At 72.7% G+C, this 16,019-nt stretch carries 10 protein-coding genes; 3 read left to right on the top strand and 7 right to left on the bottom strand.

What is annotated here, in order from left to right; all coding sequences use genetic code 11:
• Position 1 precedes the first annotated feature (1 nt).
• The 3 genes from RAN62_RS29095 (at position 2) to RAN62_RS29085 (ending at position 2,728) form a co-directional block, all read left to right on the top strand.
• Positions 2–1,177, top strand: a complete 1,176-nt coding sequence (locus RAN62_RS29095; protein ID WP_305787989.1) for a hydroxymethylglutaryl-CoA synthase — start codon at positions 2–4, stop codon at positions 1,175–1,177.
• 80 nt (positions 1,178–1,257) lie between these two features.
• Positions 1,258–2,289, top strand: coding sequence for a 3-oxoacyl-ACP synthase III family protein (locus RAN62_RS29090; protein WP_305787988.1), 1,032 nt, complete (start codon positions 1,258–1,260; stop codon positions 2,287–2,289).
• 172 nt (positions 2,290–2,461) lie between these two features.
• Positions 2,462–2,728, top strand: coding sequence for a hypothetical protein (locus tag RAN62_RS29085; protein WP_305787987.1), 267 nt, complete (start codon positions 2,462–2,464; stop codon positions 2,726–2,728).
• 8 nt (positions 2,729–2,736) lie between these two features.
• Here the strand turns inward: RAN62_RS29085 and RAN62_RS29080 are convergent, their stop codons facing one another.
• The 7 genes from RAN62_RS29080 to RAN62_RS29050 all read right to left on the bottom strand — a co-directional run bounded on the left by RAN62_RS29080 (position 2,737) and on the right by RAN62_RS29050 (position 15,946).
• On the bottom strand, positions 2,737–3,915 hold the full coding sequence (locus RAN62_RS29080; RefSeq protein ID WP_305787986.1) for a pyridoxal phosphate-dependent aminotransferase: 1,179 nt from the start codon (positions 3,913–3,915) through the stop codon (positions 2,737–2,739).
• Positions 3,912–10,394 carry a non-ribosomal peptide synthetase gene (locus RAN62_RS29075; RefSeq protein WP_305787985.1) on the bottom strand — a complete coding sequence of 2,161 codons (6,483 nt, stop codon included), beginning with the start codon at positions 10,392–10,394 and terminating at the stop codon, positions 3,912–3,914. The genes RAN62_RS29080 and RAN62_RS29075 overlap by 4 nt, the downstream gene beginning before the upstream one ends.
• Before the next feature lie 40 nt (positions 10,395–10,434).
• The gene (locus RAN62_RS29070) at positions 10,435–11,250 is read right to left on the bottom strand and encodes a phytanoyl-CoA dioxygenase family protein (protein WP_305787984.1); all 816 of its coding nucleotides are present in this window, start codon (positions 11,248–11,250) and stop codon (positions 10,435–10,437) included.
• A gap of 80 nt (positions 11,251–11,330) precedes the next feature.
• Positions 11,331–12,635, bottom strand: coding sequence for an ATP-grasp domain-containing protein (locus RAN62_RS29065; protein WP_305787983.1), 1,305 nt, complete (start codon positions 12,633–12,635; stop codon positions 11,331–11,333).
• Positions 12,636–12,657: 22 nt separating this feature from the next.
• A complete protein-coding gene (locus tag RAN62_RS29060; RefSeq protein WP_305787982.1) occupies positions 12,658–13,923 on the bottom strand; it encodes an MFS transporter in 1,266 nt (421 codons plus the stop codon).
• A 56-nt stretch (positions 13,924–13,979) separates the two neighbouring features.
• Positions 13,980–15,209, bottom strand: coding sequence for a cytochrome P450 (locus RAN62_RS29055; RefSeq protein WP_305787981.1), 1,230 nt, complete (start codon positions 15,207–15,209; stop codon positions 13,980–13,982).
• Entirely contained in the window at positions 15,185–15,946 is a 762-nt protein-coding gene (locus RAN62_RS29050; RefSeq protein WP_305787980.1) for a thioesterase II family protein, read from the bottom strand. Before RAN62_RS29050 ends, RAN62_RS29055 begins: the two co-directional genes overlap by 25 nt.
• Positions 15,947–16,019: the final 73 nt, after the last annotated feature.

Below are 16,019 nucleotides of genomic sequence, written 5' to 3'. Positions count from 1 at the left end.
CGTGTCCTCGGACCTCAGCATCGGCCTGCACGACCTCTCGGCCGCGACGACCGAGTACGTCCTGACGCACGAGACGCTGGCCGGGCGGACCGGCGCCGACGTGGCCAAGTACCACCGGGGGCTGGGCCAGCTGGCGATGAGTGTGCCCGCGGCGGACGAGGACGTCGTCACCATGGCCGCCACTGCCGCCCGGCCCGTTCTCGCCCGGCACGGCACCGACCGGATCCGCACGATCGTCCTCGCCACGGAGACGGGGATCGACCAGGCGAAGGCGGCCGGCATCTACGTCCACTCGCTGCTCGGCATGCCCTCGGCCACCCGGGTGGTGGAGCTCAAACAGGCTTGCTACGCCGGGACGGCCGCGCTCCAGTTCGCCGTCGGCCTGGTCCACCGGGACCCGGAGCGACAGGTGCTCGTCATCGCCACCGACACGTCGAAGTACGACCTGGGCAGCCCCGGCGAGTCCACCCAGGGCGCGGCCGCGGTGGCCATGCTCGTCGGCGCCGATCCGGCCCTGCTCCGCGTCGAGAGTCCCTCGGGCCTGTTCACGGCCGACGTCATGGACTTCTGGCGGCCGAACTACCGCGCCACCGCCCTGGTCGACGGGCAGGAGTCCATCTCGGCGTACCTGCAGGCGGTGGAGGGGGCCTGGAAGGACTACACCGAGCAGGGCGGCCGCCCGCTCGACGACTTCCACGCCTTCTGCTACCACCAGCCGTTCACCCGGATGGCCCACAAGGCCCACCGGCACCTGGTGCAGTACTGCGGCCAGGACGCCGACGACGACGGCATCCTCCGCGCGATCGGGCGGACGACTTCCTACAACGCGGTCATCGGGAACAGCTACACCGCCTCGATGTATCTCGGGCTGGCCGCACTGCTCGACAGTGCCGGCGACCTGACCGGCCGGACGATCGGTTTCCTCAGCTACGGTTCCGGCAGCGTCGCCGAGTTTTTCGGCGGACAGGTCGTGCCGGGGTACCGCTCTCACCTGCGGACCGATCTCCACCGTGCGGCGATCCGGCGACGGCAGGAGATCGACTACGCCCGATACGAGGAGCTGCACCGCCGGTCCTTCCCCGTCGACGGCAGCGACCTCGCCGTGCCGCGTGAGACCACCGGGCCGTACCGCCTGGCCGGCATCTCCGGCCACAAACGCCTCTACGAGCCGCGGTAGCGGCATCCCGCCCACCTCGGCCCGCGGGCCGGTCGTACCGCGCGGGCCGGCGAGGGGCGTCCTACGAAGGGAACCCGACGGTGGAGAAGACCACGCAGCCGCGGGCCGTGACGGTCCGGCTGCCGGAGCAGTCCTCGATCGGCATCCTCGCGACCGGATCCTGTCTGCCCGACATCGAGGTCGGCAATCAGGCGGTCGCCGCCCCGGCCGGCGTCGACGCGGCCTGGGTCAGCGAACGCACCGGCATCCACGCACGGCGCCACGCGAGTCCCGAGCAGGCCACCTCGGACCTGGCCGTCGCCGCCGCCTGGCAGGCGCTGGACGCGGCATCCGTGCGGCCCGAGGAGCTCCAGCTCATCGTCGTCGCCACGTCCACCCCCGACCACCCACAGCCGTGCACCGCCGCGCTCGTGCAAGCCGCCCTGGGCGCCGTCCGGGCGGCCGCCTTCGATCTGAACGCGGTCTGCAGCGGCTTCGTCTTCGCCCTCACCACGGCCCAGCGCTTCCTGGCCCAGAGCAGCAGCGGCGGTCCGGCCCTGGTCATCGGAGCCGACATCTACTCCCGCATCCTGGACCGGACCGACCGGCGCACCAGCATCCTCTTCGGCGACGGCGCCGGGGCAGTCGTCCTGGGCGCCGTCCCGCCGCCGCGCGGCATGCTGGCCGACCAGCTGGCCAGCTACGGCGAATTCGCCCAGCTCATCGGGGTCCCCGGCGGCGGCAGCCGGCTCCCGCTGGACGCCGCGGCGCTGGCGGCGGGAAAACAGCACTTCACCATGCAGGGCCGGCTGGTGCGGCAGTTCGTGGAAACCTACCTGCCGCCGGCGGTCGAGGGCTTCCTGCGGGACGCGGGGCTGGCGCCCGCCGACGTCGACCACCTGGTTCCGCACCAGGCCAACGGTCGCATGCTGGACGACCTGGTCGCCCGCCTGGGCCTGCCCAGGGCGCTCCTGCACCGCACGGTCGAACGCTACGGCAACACCGGCGCCGCCTCGATCCCCATCACCCTCGACCACGCCAACCGGGCCGGCCGGTTCCGGGCCGGCGAGGTCGTGCTGCTGGTCGGCTTCGGCGGTGGCATGTCCACGGGTATCAGCGTCCTGCACTGGTGAGCCGGCGGAACGCGTAGCACATGCGACGGCCACGCCGCAGTCCCGTGCTAATCAGGGTGGGTGCCCGCCGGGCGGTCCGGCACAGTCGAGGATGTCAGCCCACCGGTTCGGCCCGGAACCGGCGACGACGACCGATGCCGGCCGGTCCACCGCCGGAGAAAGGTGGTGTTCCGTGGCAGAGCTGAGACGACGGCTCGCCGGACTGCCGGCGACGCTCCTCCGATGGTCGGTACGGCTTCTGGCCCCCGTCGGGTGGGCCCTGGCCCCCGCCCTGCCGCTGCCGCCCTTCGCACTGCTCGTTCACCAGCTCCCGGACCCGGCCGGCGCCGGGCCGTCACCGGCGCCGGTGCTGCCGCCGGGCCACCCGGACCGGTTCGACCCGAGCCCGCCGACCGACGTCGAGCGCGAGCTGTGGATCGCCGCACAGACCGGGCCGTGACACGGGCGTCATCCGCCGGCCCGTACCCGGTGCCGCAGGGACCTCAGCCGATCGACCGCGGCCGTGAGAACCTCGTCCCTCTTGCAGAAGGCGAACCGGACCAGCGATCGGCCCGCCGCCTTGTCGTCGTAGAACACCGCCGACGGGATCGCCACCACACCACAGGCCGCCGGCAGCTCCCGGCAGAACGCCATGCCGTCGCGGGCGCCGATGTCGGCGGTGACGAAGTACGCGCCGCGGGGCCGGTAGACCGTGAGCCCCGCCGCTTCGAGGCCCGCGCTCAGCAGGTCCCGTTTGCGCTGCAGGTCCGTCCGCAAGGTGCGGTAGTAACTGTCCGGGAGGACGTCGAGCACGTCGGCCAGGGCGTGCTGGAAGGGGCCGGGAGCGACGAAGGTGAGGAACTGCTTCGCCGCCCGGACGGCACCCAGCAGCCCGGGCTCGGCGAACACCCAGCCGATCCGCCACCCGGTGACCGAGAACGTCTTGCCGGCCGAGCAGATCGACACCGTGCGCTCGCGCATGCCGGGCAAGGTGGCCAGCGGAACGTGCTCGGCGTCGTCGTGGAGCAGGTGCTCGTAGACCTCGTCGGTCACGACGACGAGATCGTGCTCGCGTGCGATCGCAGCGATTTCGCCGAGCTCGGCCCGGGAGAGCACCGCTCCGGTCGGGTTGTGCGGGCTGTTGATGAGCAGGAGCCGGGTGCGCGGGGTGACCGCCCGCCGCAGCGCGGGAACGTCGAGCCGGAAGTCGGGCGGTCGCATGGTCACCGGCACCCGCTTCGCCCCCGCCAGCGCGATGCAGGCGGCATAGGAGTCGTAGTACGGCTCGAGCATGACGACCTCGTCGCCCGCGTTCAGCAGTCCCAGCATCGCGGCGGCGATCGCCTCGGTGGCGCCGGCGGTGACGAGAACCTCTTCCTCGGGGTCGTACCGGATGCCGTGATGGCGTTCCCGATGGCGGGCGACGGCCCCCCTGAGTTCGGGAACGCCGATGTCCGGAGGGTACTGGCCGCCGCGGCCGGCCCGGACGGCAGCAGCCGCGGCCTCGAGGAGCAGCGGCGGGCCGCCGGTGTCCGGGAGACCCTGGCCGAGATCGATCGAACCGGTCTCCCGGGCCAGCGCCGACATCGAGCTGAAGACGGTGGTGCCGAACTCCAGCAGTCGCCGATTACGCGGAACTTCGTTCATCGTGGTCCCCCGCTCAGAGGTGCCCGCACGGGCTCGAGCTCGCCGCCGGAGGGTCCGGGCCCGGGGGTCACCGGCCGCGGCGGTGGCGTCGCACCGTGGTCCCGGGCGAGCTCCGTCACGCTCCGGTCCGGCTCGGCCGTCGCCGAGCCCACCAGGGCCACGAAGGCGCCGGCCAGCCGCTCGGCCGTGCCCCGGTCGAGCACCTCGTCCGCATATTCGAGGAAGCCCCGATAGCCCGACTGCTCCGAGATCAGGTACAGGTTGAGATCGAACTTGGACATCCCGGTGGCGGGGTGGATCCGGACGGCCTCGACACCGGGCAACCCGAGCGGGGTTCGTGGCGCGTCGTCCACCACCAGGGCCAGCTGGCACAGCGGGGTCCGGCTCAGGTCGGCGCTGCGCCCGACGGCCCGGAGCAGGGCCGGATAAGGCGTGTCCCGGTGGGCCACGATCTCCGCGATCAGCCGCTTGGTCGCCGTGACCAGGGCGGCGAACGACTCACCGGCGCGCACGGACTGCCGTAGCGGCAGGAGCGTGGTGAGACAGCCGATCACCGGCTCGAGGTCGGCCGCGCCGCGCCGGGACACCGGCACGCCGAAGACCACGTCGGAGCGGCCGCTGTGACCGGCCAGCAAGACGGTCAGGGCCGCCGCGAACACGGCGAAGGGCGTCGCGCGGGCCTCCCGGCCGAACTCGCGTACGGTCCGCGCCAGCTCGTCCGGGATCAGCACGTCGATCCGGCCCCCGGTGTGCCGGGGCTCGGAGGGCCGCGGACGGTCCAGCGGCAGCGCGTCCTGCTCGGGCGCGTCCCGCATGCGGTCGCGCCACCATGCCAGCTGGACCGGATCGACACCGGCCGCCCGCTGGTCCACCGCGAAGTCGCCGATCCGCCGGGCCAGCGGCGCGAGCTGCGGCGGACGACGCTGCACCCGCGCCCGGTAGAACTCCCCGAACTCCTGCTCCAGCAGTGACAACGACCAGTCGTCGATCGCGGAGTGATGGAACTCCACGGCCAGGACGACATCGTCGGCAGCGAGCTCCAGCAGCGTGGCTCGCAACGGTGCCTCCTCGACATCGAGCGGCACGCTGACCGCCCGCCGCAGTTCCGCGTCGAGTGTCTCCTCGGTGCAGGACAGCCGGTGCAGCACCAGCTCCGGCTCCGGCCGGACGACCTGGCACAGTGCGTCGCCGTCGAGGACCAGACGGGTCCGCAGGGCGTCCTGCCGCCGGACCACCTCGGTGAGGGCCCACGTCACGGCCGCCACGTCCACCGGCCCGCGCAGCCGGCAGACCCAGGACTCGAGCAGTGCGGAGCCGCCGTCGGCGACCTGCTCCTCCAGCCACATCGACTCCTGCTCGAAGGTCACCGGGTAGCGCCTGTCCCCGGTCTCGTCCGCTGATCCGCTCGTGCCCGTCGCCGGACGCGTGGAGGCATCGCCCTCGTCGCGGTCACCCCCGGCCGGCGTGACAGGAGCCGGCCGGGCCGCGTCCGGGGTCAGACGGCTCGCGATCCCCCGCACCGTGGCGTCCTCGAACAGGTCCCGGATGTCCACCTCGCACCGCAGCTCGGCGCGAATCCGGCTGACCAGGCGGGTGGCGAGCAGGGAATGGCCGCCGAGCGCGAAGAAGTCGTCGGCCGGGCCGACCCGGGGCAGGCCCAGGACGTCGGCGAAGATCGCGCACAGGGCGGCTTCCCGCTCGTCGGCGGGGTCGTGGCCGCCGGCCCCGGTGGCGAACACCGGGGCCGGCAGCGCCGCGCGATCCACCTTGCCGTTCGGGGTGAGCGGAATCCGCGGCAGCACCACCACGGCGGCGGGGACCATGTAGTCGGGAAGCCGGCGGACCGTGGTCTGCCTGAGCGCGGCCGGGTCGAGCCGGGCGTCCTCGTTCCCGGCCACGTAGGCCACCAGGCGCTTGTCTCCCGGGCGATCCTCGCGGACCAGCACGACCGCTCGCACGACCTCGGGGTGCTCCGCGAGGACGGCCTCCACCTCCCCGGGCTCGACGCGGAATCCGCGCAGCTTCACCTGGAAGTCGGTGCGGCCCAGGAACTGCAGTGCGCCACCGGGCAGCCGGCGGACCCGATCGCCCGTCCGGTACATCCGGCTGCCCGGTCCGCCGAACGGGTCGGCCACGAAGCGCGCGGCCGTGAGCGCCGGGCGGTTCACATAGCCGCGGGCCAGCTGGTCGCCGGCCAGATAGAGCTCGCCCGCGACGCCCTGCGCCACCGGCACGAGCCTCTGGTCCAGCACGTAAGCCCTCGTGTTCCCGATCGGCCCGCCGATGGGTGGCTGGCCGGGACCCGTCAGGTGTCCGGCGGCGACGAGACAGCCGGTGGCGACATGGGTCTCGGTCGGGCCGTAGTAGTTGTACAGCCGCCGCCCGGTGCCCGGGGCGAAGAACCGCCGCAGCGCGGGGCCGAGGATGAGCGCCTCCCCGGCCTGGGCCACGTGTGCGAGGTGCGGAAGGTCCGAGCCGAGCCGTTGCGCGGCGTCGACCAGGGCCTCCACCACCGGGGTGGGGGCGAACAGCTCGTTCACCCCCATGCGGCCCAGCCACCGGGCGAACTGCTCCGCGTCCTTCCGGTGGTCGTCCCGCACCACCGCGAGGGTCTTGCCGGACGTCAGGGCCGACAGGATCTCCTGCGCGGCCGCGTCGAAGCTCAGGTTCGCGAACTGGGCCGTGGTGCGGCCCACGCCGCCGCCCATCGTCCCGGCGTGCCACGCCAGCAGGTTGACCATGGCCAGGGTGGGCAGGACCACCCCCTTGGGGCGACCGGTCGACCCGGACGTGTACAGCACATAGACCGGGTGCTCCGGCCGCAGCGGCAGCGTCCGTTCGGCGTCGGGCAGATCGGTGTCCGGCAGGGACGCGAGCGCCCGCTTCGTCTCCGGGCTGTCGATCACCAGCCGGGGCCGGTCCCCGGGCGTCTCGCCGGCCGTTCCCGCGGTGGTGAGCACGCAGACGGGCCGGCTGTCCGCGAGCATGTAGGCGATGCGATCGGACGGGTAGTCCGGGTCGAGTGGCAGGTAGGCCGCCCCCGTCTTGATCACCGCGAGCGTCGCGACGATCAGATCGACCGACCGGGAGATCCGGATCGCCACCACCGCTTCGGGCCCCGCCCCCCGGCGGATCAGCAGGCGCGCCATCCGGTTGGAGCGCGCGGCCAGCTCCCGATAGGTGAGGAGTTCGTCCTCGTAGCGCACGGCGACGGCGTCCGGCGTCCGACCGGCCTGCCGGTCCAGCAGATCCGGCAGGGTCCGGCGGGCGACGCCGACCGACGTGTCGTTCCATTCCTCGAGCAGCTGCCGCTCCTGGCGCCCGAGCATGTCCAGCCGGCTCAGCGGCACGTCGGGACCGGCCACCGCCGAGCGCAGGAGCCGCAGGAGGTATCCGCCGATGCGCTCGGCCGTCGCCCGGTCGAACAGATCGCTCGCGTACTCGACGGCGATGTCGATGCCGCCCGGCTGTCCCTCCGCCGCCCGGCGCTCCGTGTAGCTGACGGAGAGGTCGAACTTGGCGGTGCCGTTCGACGGTTCGTCCCACTCCACGTCGAGCCCGTCCACCCGGTACGTCCGCTGTTCGGGGACCTGGGACACCAGGAGCACCTGGAACAACGGGTGCCGGGCCAGTGACCGGGCCGGGGCCAGAGCCTCCACGACCAGCTCGAACGGCACGTCCCGGTGCGCGAAGGCCCGGAGGTCGGCGTCCCGTACCCGGCCGAGCAGGGTGCGGAAGCCGGGATCGCCGCTGGTGTCGGTGCGCAGCACCAGCGTGTTCACGAAGAAGCCGACCAGGTCTTCGAGCGCGGGGTCGTCGCGACCGGCGACCGGGCAGCCGATCGGCAGGTCGGTGCCCGCGCCCAGCCGGGTGAGCAACCCGCCGAGCAGGGCCTGGAGGGCCATGTAGAGGCTTGCTCCCGCGCCCCGGGCGAGCTCGGCCAGCTCCCGGTGCAGGCCGGGATCCACCGTCAGGGAGACCGTGCCCCCACGGTACGAGGCCCGCTGCGGGCGGGGACGGTCGAACGGCAGTTCCAGCTCATCGGGCATCCCGCTCAGCGCGGACCGCCAATGGTCGAGGTGCGCACCGGCCGGGCTGCCGGGCTCACCCGGGTGGGCGAAGTGCCGCTGTTGCCACAGGGCGTAGTCCGCGTACTGGAGCGCGAGCTCACGGGCCGGTGGGGCCAGACCCTTCCGCCGCGCTTCGTAGGCGGCGAGCAGATCGCGGATCAGCGGAGCAGTCGACAGGCCGTCGTAGGCGATGTGATGGACGACCAGCAGCAGTTCATGCTCGCCGGGGCCGAGGCGCAGCAAGCGCGTACGCAAGGGAAGGTCCGTGCCCAGCGCAAAGCCCGCGGCGAAGAATTCGGTCGCGGCCCGCGCGGCCTCGGCGGTGGTCGCACACCCGGTCACGGGCAGCCGGGGCCGGGCGGCGGCCGGCGGGACGATCTCCTGGCGGGGCTCGCCGGCCTCCTCCGGATAGCGGGTGCGCAGCGGCTCGTGGCGGGTGACCAGATCGGACAGCGCCGACTCCAGGGCCGGCCGGTCGAGGGGGCCGTGCAACCGCAGGCGCACCGGCATGTTGTAGGTGGCGGTGCGCCCCTCCATCCGGTTGAGGAACCACAACCGGCGCTGCGCCGACGACAGGGGCAGCCGCTCGGGACGCTCGGCCGGTTCCGGGCCCGCCCGGGAGACGAGCGGGGGATGCAGCCGTTCGTGCACCGCGCGCGGGGTGGGCGCGTCGAAGAACCGGCTCAGCTCCAGGTCCCCGCCGAGCTCGTGGTGGAGCCGGCCGATCAGGCGGATCGCCAGGAGCGAGTCGCCGCCGAGCGCGAAGAAGTCGTCCGTGGCCCCGACCCGCGGCACACCGAGCAGGGCGGCGAAGAGACCGCACACCCGGGCCTCGCCGGCCGAGGCGGGGGCGACCGTGCCGGTCCGGGCCACCGGGCCGGGATCCGGGAGCGCGGCGCGGTCGATCTTGCCGTTCGGGGTTCGCGGGAGGGAGTCGAGCGTCAGCACCGTGCCCGGCACCATGGGCCGGGGCAGCCGCTCCGCGAGCAACCCGGGAATGCGTCCGGGGTCCAGCGCGCCGTCGCGGAGCGGCACCACGTACAGCGTCAGGTGCTGGTGTCCTCCGGGGTCCGCGCGCACGACGGCCACCGCCCGGGCGACCCCGGGCAGTTCCCCGGCGGCGGCCTCGATCTCGCCCAGTTCCACCCGGTGCCCGCTGATCTTCACCTGATGATCGGTGCGCCCGATGAACTCCAGGAGGCCGCCGGTCGCCCGCCGGACCCGGTCGCCGGTCCGGTACATCCGGTCACCTCCGGGACCGAAGGGGTCCGCGACGAACCGGGTGGCGGTCAGTCCGGGGCGGTGGTGGTACCCGCGGGCCAGCCCGGCCCCGGCCAGGTACAACTCGCCCGCCGCCCCGTCGGGAACGGGCCGCAGGAGGTCGTCGAGGACGTAGGCGCGGGTGCCCCGGACGGGCGTACCGATGGGCGGCGCCCCGGCGCGCGCCTCGTCGCCGAGGGCGTGGGCGGTGGACCAGATCGTGGTCTCGGTGGGCCCGTACGCGTTGATCACCGTGGCCCCGGCCGCCCGCATCCGCCGCGCCAGTGCGGCCGGTAGCGCCTCGCCGCCCACCACGGCCCGCACCCGGGAGAGATCGAGGGCCGGGTTCTCGAGCATGACGTCCCACAACGACGGCGTCGCCTGCATGATCGTGATGCCGGACCGGCGGATCACGGCGGCGAGGCGGATGGGATCACGCTGCTCCGCCTCGGTGGCCAGCACGACGGTTCCACCGCTGACCAGCGGCAGGAACAACTCCAGCCCGGCGATGTCGAACCCGAGCGTGGTGACCGCCAGCAACCGGTCGTCCGGGCCGGCGCCGAGACGCTCACCGAAGTCGGCCAGGATGTTGGCCAGCCCCGCCCGGGGGACGACGACGCCCTTGGGCCGCCCCGTGGAGCCGGACGTGTGCAGCACCCACGCGGGATGCCCGGGATGCCGGCCCCGGCGCAGTTCGCCGGAACCGATGTCGCCGCCGGGCAGGGTGGCGAGCTCGGCCTCGACCGCCGGGCTGCCCAGCGGCAGATGCGGCCCCGTCAGCCAGTCGGGCACACCCGCCGGGCCGGCCGCCGTCAGCACCAGGAGCGGCTCCGCGTCGTCGAGGATCAGCCCGTTGCGCCGGGCCGGGTGGGTGGGGTCGAGCGGGACATGAGCCGCCCCGGCCTTGGCCACGGCGAGCAGGGCGACGAGCAGATCGGCCGTGCGGGGCAGCATCAGCCCCACCAGTGACTCACCGCCGGCGCCCCGGCGGATCAGCAGCCGGGCGAGGCGGTTGGCCCGCGTGTTGAGATCCCGGTAGGTCAGCCGCTCCGCGCCACACACCACGGCGACGGCCAGCGGCGACCGTGCCGCCCAGCCCTCGACGAGCGCCACGGGCTCCGGCGCCGGGCCGTCGAACTCTTCACTCACAGCGCTCTGCTCCTGTCTTCCGCGCATGGCGGCACCGTGCTCAGCGGGCGGTCAGTTCGAGACGGTGGTCCTCGCGCGGGACGATCGGCGTGGTGTTCCGGTCCACCAGGAACTCCGGGCGGGTGGGGTGCGGCGGGCTGTTGCGGACCGCGTTGTACGTGATCAGCAGCAGGGCCCGGCGGTCGGCCGAGCCGTTGCCGGTCGACGAGTGGACGATGCTCGGATGGAAGGCGTGGATGCCGCCGGCCGGGCCGGTGATCAGCTGGGTGCCCAGCTCGGACGTCAGCTTCCCGGCCCGCTCCGGGGTGATCGCGTAGGCGAGATCGGCCGAGACGTGCCGCCGCCAGTCGGAGCCCGGTGCACCGTCGCCGTCCCCGTACTCGTCCTGTGGACCGAGCCGATGCGAGCCGGGGATGACGATCAGCGGTCCGTTGCCCTCGTGGACCGCGTCCAGCGGGATCGCGAAGTTCACCGCGTCCGGCCGGGGCATGCCGTCCTCCCGCTGCCAGAAGGAGTAGTCCTGGTGCCAGGGCCAGGCGGCGCCCTCGCGGGCCTGCTTGAGATTGACCTTGAACTGGTAGACGTACACGGGGCCGCCGAGGAACATCTCGGCCAGCGCCACGAGCCGGGGATGGCGGGTCAGCGCCGCGGACACCTCGTCGAAGCGGTGGCAGCCGTGGATGGCCCGGACGATCTTCTTGCCCTTCTCCCAGACCACCTCCGGCCTGGTCTCCTGGGAGATCACCGCCACCCGGTCGTTCAGCAGCCCGACCGCGGCCGGGGTGAAGCTGTACGGCAGCTCGCACCACCCGTCACGCTCGTAGACGGCGGCCAGCTCGCGTAGGTCGGAGCTCATCGTCGGTTCTCCTCCACAATCATGTTCGGGCATCCGGAACTCCGGTACGGGAACGGGACGGGGCCGCCGGTCGGGCTGGTTCAGCGCCGGGTGGCCGCCCGCTGCTCGGTCCAGACCGCCGGCCGGGTGACCTCGCCGGAATCCGTGTCGTAGTCGAAGGACAGCAGGTCGTTCACCTCGTCCAGGACGGTGAGCATGTCGTCGTGGTCCTTCGCTTCGCCCCGGACCACGTCGATCCACCTGGTCATCACGTCGCCGTCCAGGGTCGCGGGCGGGTGCAGGAAGATCTCGTAGGAGGTGACTCCGGGTACCTTCCGCGCGGCCTCGGCCCCCCGGACGCCGGTGATCCGCCGGGCGTCCAGGGGCGGTGAGTTGTGGTACTGGAAGTAGATCTTGCTCGGTTCCGCGACCACGATCTCGTCGCAGTCCAGGCCCAGGGCGATGCGTGCGCCGAGCTCGACCAGGTCGACACCGCCCGCGCGCATCGCCATGTCGTTGATCTGGCCGCCGACCCGCCCGTTCACCTCGATGATGCGGGGACCGCCGGCGGTCAGCTTCACCTCGGTGTGGATCAGACCCGTGGACAGGGCGAAGCCGTCCAGGGCCCGCTGGACGAGATCGAGGATGCCGGTCCTCTCGGCCGCGCTGACCGGGGCCGGCCAGAATCCTCCTTGTTCACGGAACGGCGGCAGGATGTCGTACTTGCCGGTGATACCGAGGTGCGAGATCTTCCCGTCCACCACACAGCTCTCCACCGAGACGTAGTCGCCGAACGGCGGTCGCTTCTGGCCGACGATGAACTCCTCCGCGACGAACGCCCCGGAGTACAGGTCGGCCACGTCCCGCAACAGCGCCTCGCCCTGCTCGAGCGAGTCGACCAGGTGGGTGTGGCGGCTGCCCTCGCCCAGCCGGGGCTTGATGACCAAGGGAAATCCGACTTGCGCGGCGGCCTCCCGCCACTGGCCGGCTCCGGCCAGCGACACCGATCTCGTGTGCTGCGCACCGGTCTCCGCCATGCGCACGCGCTGCAGGTACTTGTCGCGCAGCAGGTTCGCGGTGGGCACGGAATGGTACGGAAGACCGAGCTCGGCGGCCACCTCGGCGGTGGGCACCACCATTCTCTCGGCGTAGGTGGTGATGCCGTCCGGGCGCCACGCGCGCAGCTGGGCGAGCAGCTCGGCGCGCGGCTGGTCCCAGGTGACCGCTTCGGCGATCTCGTGCAGGAAGGGTGCCATCGCCGAGGCGTACGGTGAGGTGCCGACGACGAGCAGCACGTCGGCCCAGTCGATGATGCTGAGAACGATCTCGGCGGGCGTGACCGCACCCTCCTCGAACATGATGACGAGCCGGGGGCGGTCCTTCCCGCGCGCCTGGACACTTGCCATTCGATGATCCCTCCGTGCCGACCTAGTGCCGGGTGGTCATGTGCTCCGGCCGGGGCGCCTCCCCCATCGCCCGGATGCCCTTGCTGAACGTGACGACGACCGACGCCAGCACGAAGACGGCCGCGAAGACGGCGAGCACCGCCCGGCTGTCCAGGTGCTCGAGGAGGATGCCGGCCGTCAGCGGGGCTATCGGGTTCATGGCGGTCGCGAAGAGCCCCAGGGCGGTGACTACTCGTCCGTGCAGGTGATCCGGGGTGATCGCGGTCTGGTGGCCGAAGATGGTCGCCGTCACGGCCGGGGCGAAGAACACGAGAACCGGCATCGGGGCGACCACCCAGTAGCCCGGTGGGAGCAGCACGCAGAGCGCCGCCATCAGCGCACTCGTCCACGACAGGACCACGATGATGAGCCGGGGGACCAGCAGCCTCTCGATCCACGGGGAGGCTATCGCGCCGAGGATCCCGCCCACCGCGATGACGGCCAGCGCGGCACCGATGCCGAAGGCGGGGATCTCGGCGTCGTGCAGGATCACGAGGATCACGAACATGGTGCCCGTGAACGCCATGTTGAGCAGTGGTTCGGCGACGGCGACGGCGCGCAGGAAGGGCTTGCGCCAGACGAAGGAGAACCCGGCGGTGAAGGCTTCCAGGGTATTCTCGTGGCGCTCGGGCTGATCCCCCCGCAGTGATCGCCTGATGGAGAGGACGGTGCAGAAGGACGTGGCGTACGCGACGGCGTTGAAGACGAAGGGCAGGGCGCGGGCCAGCCCGAGCAGCGCGCCACCGAGCGGCGGGCCGAGCAGCTCGGCGGTGAAGATGCGGGCCTGGTTGCGCGCGCTCGCGACCGTGATCTGGTCCCGGGCGACGATATGCCGCAGGACCGTGCGCTCGGCCGACTCGAACAGTGCCGCGCCGCCGGCGTCGACCGCGGCCACCGCGAAGATCAGCGGAACCGAGATCCAGCCGAGGGCGGCCGCCACCGCGGCGACGACCATGGCCGCCACTCGCGCCGACTCGGTCCACAGCATCAGCTTCCGGCGGTCCAGCCGGTCCAGCAGCGGTCCCGCGGGGATGCGCACCACGATCTCGACCAGTGCGGCCGTTCCGGCCACCGCCCCGGCCGCCGCGGTGGAACCGGAGATGGCCAGGATGAGCAGGGGGTAGACCAGATAGCTGACGCGCGAGCCGGTGGCGGACAGCGCCTGGCTCAGCCACAACCGGACGAAGTCCCGGTTGTGGTTCAGCGGAACGGTCCCGCCGGTGAGTGGTGACTGCTTGTCGTCGGTCATCGTCCGTTCGCCCCCGAGAAGATCCGCGGATAGGTGGCCACCAGGTTCGGGCCTGGTCATCTCCAGTGCAGCACCACCGGCAGACTCCGATAGCCCTGCACCTGGTTGACACTCATCCACTGGGGCCGGTCCGCCAGCTCCACCCCGGTCAGCCGGTGGGCCAGCGCGCCGAGCAGCGCCGTCAGCTCCGCCCGGGCCAGCGCGGCGCCGAGGCAGTGGTGCAGGCCGTGCCCGAAGGCGAGATGACGGTTCGGGCGCCGGTCCAGCCGGAGCTCGTGCGGCCGGGGAAAGACCGCGGGGTCCCGATTCGCCGCCGGCAGCCAGGCCACCACCGCGACACCCTCGTCCACGTCCTGGCCCGCGACGACGACCGGCCGGGTCGACACCCGCAGCACATGCATCGCCGGCGAGACCCAGCGCAGGATCTCCTCCACGGCCACCGGGATCAGCGCCGGATCCGACCGGAGGGCGGGGAGGAGAGCGGGGTTCTCAGCCAGGGCGTGGAAGCACCCGGTCACCGCGTGGCGCGTGGTCTCGTTCCCGCCGATCAGGACGTTGTCGCAATTGATCAGGATTTCGCGGTCGTCGAGCGATCCTTCGGTCAGCAGGGCGGTGACCAGGTCGGTGCCCGGATCGTCGCGCCGCTGGAGGATGACGTCCAGGAAGTAGCCGAGGATCTGCGTATGCGCCTCCGAGGGCTCCATGTCCGCGAAGGCGGGCTCCTTGCCGCCGAAGGCGTGGTTGGTCAGGCCGACGACCAGATCGCGGTCGCTCGCCGGGATGCCCAGCAGCTCACAGACCACCGCTGCGGGCAGCCGGGATCCGACGTGGGCCGCGATGTCCCGGCCCGCCGGACTCTCCCCGTCCCGCAGGTGCGCCAGGATCTCGGTCACCTCACGGTCCACGAAGGACGCGAGCGACTGGGCCGAGGTCCGGGACAGGAACGGGGCGATCAGGCGGCGCAACTGGGTGTGGCGGCTGCCCTCACTGGCGACCAGCATCGTGCCGCCGGCCTTGTCCGGCCGGTGACGATCGAAGCCGATCATCATGCCGTACTCGGACGTGAAGGGTGCGCTCGGCGCGAGCAGCTCCGAGCAGGCCTGGTGCGAGAAGACGGACCAGAATCCGCCGGGCGAGCTCCCCGGCGAGCTCCAGACCGCCCGGTCCTGCGCCACCAGCCTCTCCCACATGCGGTAACGGTCCGCCGTCTGGTAGATGTGGGGATCGCCCAGATCGGCCCCGTCGTGAACGGCCGCATTCGTCATCGCCGGCTGATTCCTCTCCACGCGTGCGCCACCATCGGAAGAACGCCGTTCCCGTCCGGACCCGCGAAGCCGAAGTGGCCGCCGTCGAGGATGTGCACCTCGGCCCCCTCGGTCGTCAGGTCGCCCCAGCGGCCGAGCTCGCCGACGTCGACGGACGGGTCGTCCCGGCCGGCGAACACGGTGATCGGCACGGGCAGGGGCGGCCGCGCCGCGTACCGGTACGTCTCACAGATCTCGAAGTCGGCCCGGAGGCGCGGCAACAGCAACTCCATCAGCGCCGGATCGCCGAGCAGCTCCGGCGGCGTTCCTCCGAACTCGGCCAGCCGGGCGACGAGCTCCGCGTCGGGCAAGCCGTGCATCGCCGGAGTCGCCGGCGGCAGGTGGGGCGGGTGATGCCCGGAGGCGAAGAGGTGCGCCGGCGGGAGGCCCCGATCTGTGAGGGCGGCGGCCGTCTCGTAGGCCAGCAGGGCGCCCATGCTGTGCCCGAACAGGGCGAAGGGCCCCCGTACGCGGGCGGACAGCGGCCCCACCAGGGCGGTGACCACCGCCGCGACCGACGTCAGGAGCGGCTCGGCGAAGCGGGACTCGCGGCCGGGCAGGTGCACCGGGACGACCTCGATCGAGGGCGCCAGCTCCGCCTTCCAGCGGCGGAAGGCACCGGCCCCGCCGCCACCGTGCGGGAAGCAGAAGAGCCGAGGCCCGGTGGTACCGGTATCGGGGTCGCCGGAGAACCACCCGCCGGTCGCTTCGTCAGTCATGTCGCCTTCCCTGTGATGGACGCCGCCGGCGCACCCGGCCGCCGCGGACACGTTCCGGGGGCCGACCGGACCG

Origin of the sequence: Symbioplanes lichenis (assembly GCF_030709675.1) — a bacterium.
Classification (GTDB): Bacteria; Actinomycetota; Actinomycetes; order Mycobacteriales; family Micromonosporaceae; genus Actinoplanes; species Actinoplanes lichenis.
Note: the sequence above shows the minus strand (reverse complement) of the source record. Positions and strands in the feature narration are given on the sequence as shown.

Excerpts from the sequence above, each read along its gene's own strand:
- RAN62_RS29080 (WP_305787986.1), bottom strand. The coding sequence starts at position 3,915 with ATGAACGAAGTTCCGCGTAATCGGCGACTGCTGGAGTTCGGCACCACC.
- RAN62_RS29070 (WP_305787984.1), bottom strand. The coding sequence starts at position 11,250 with ATGAGCTCCGACCTACGCGAGCTGGCCGCCGTCTACGAGCGTGACGGG.
- RAN62_RS29065 (WP_305787983.1), bottom strand. The coding sequence starts at position 12,635 with ATGGCAAGTGTCCAGGCGCGCGGGAAGGACCGCCCCCGGCTCGTCATC.
- RAN62_RS29060 (WP_305787982.1), bottom strand. The coding sequence starts at position 13,923 with ATGACCGACGACAAGCAGTCACCACTCACCGGCGGGACCGTTCCGCTG.
- RAN62_RS29050 (WP_305787980.1), bottom strand. The coding sequence starts at position 15,946 with ATGACTGACGAAGCGACCGGCGGGTGGTTCTCCGGCGACCCCGATACC.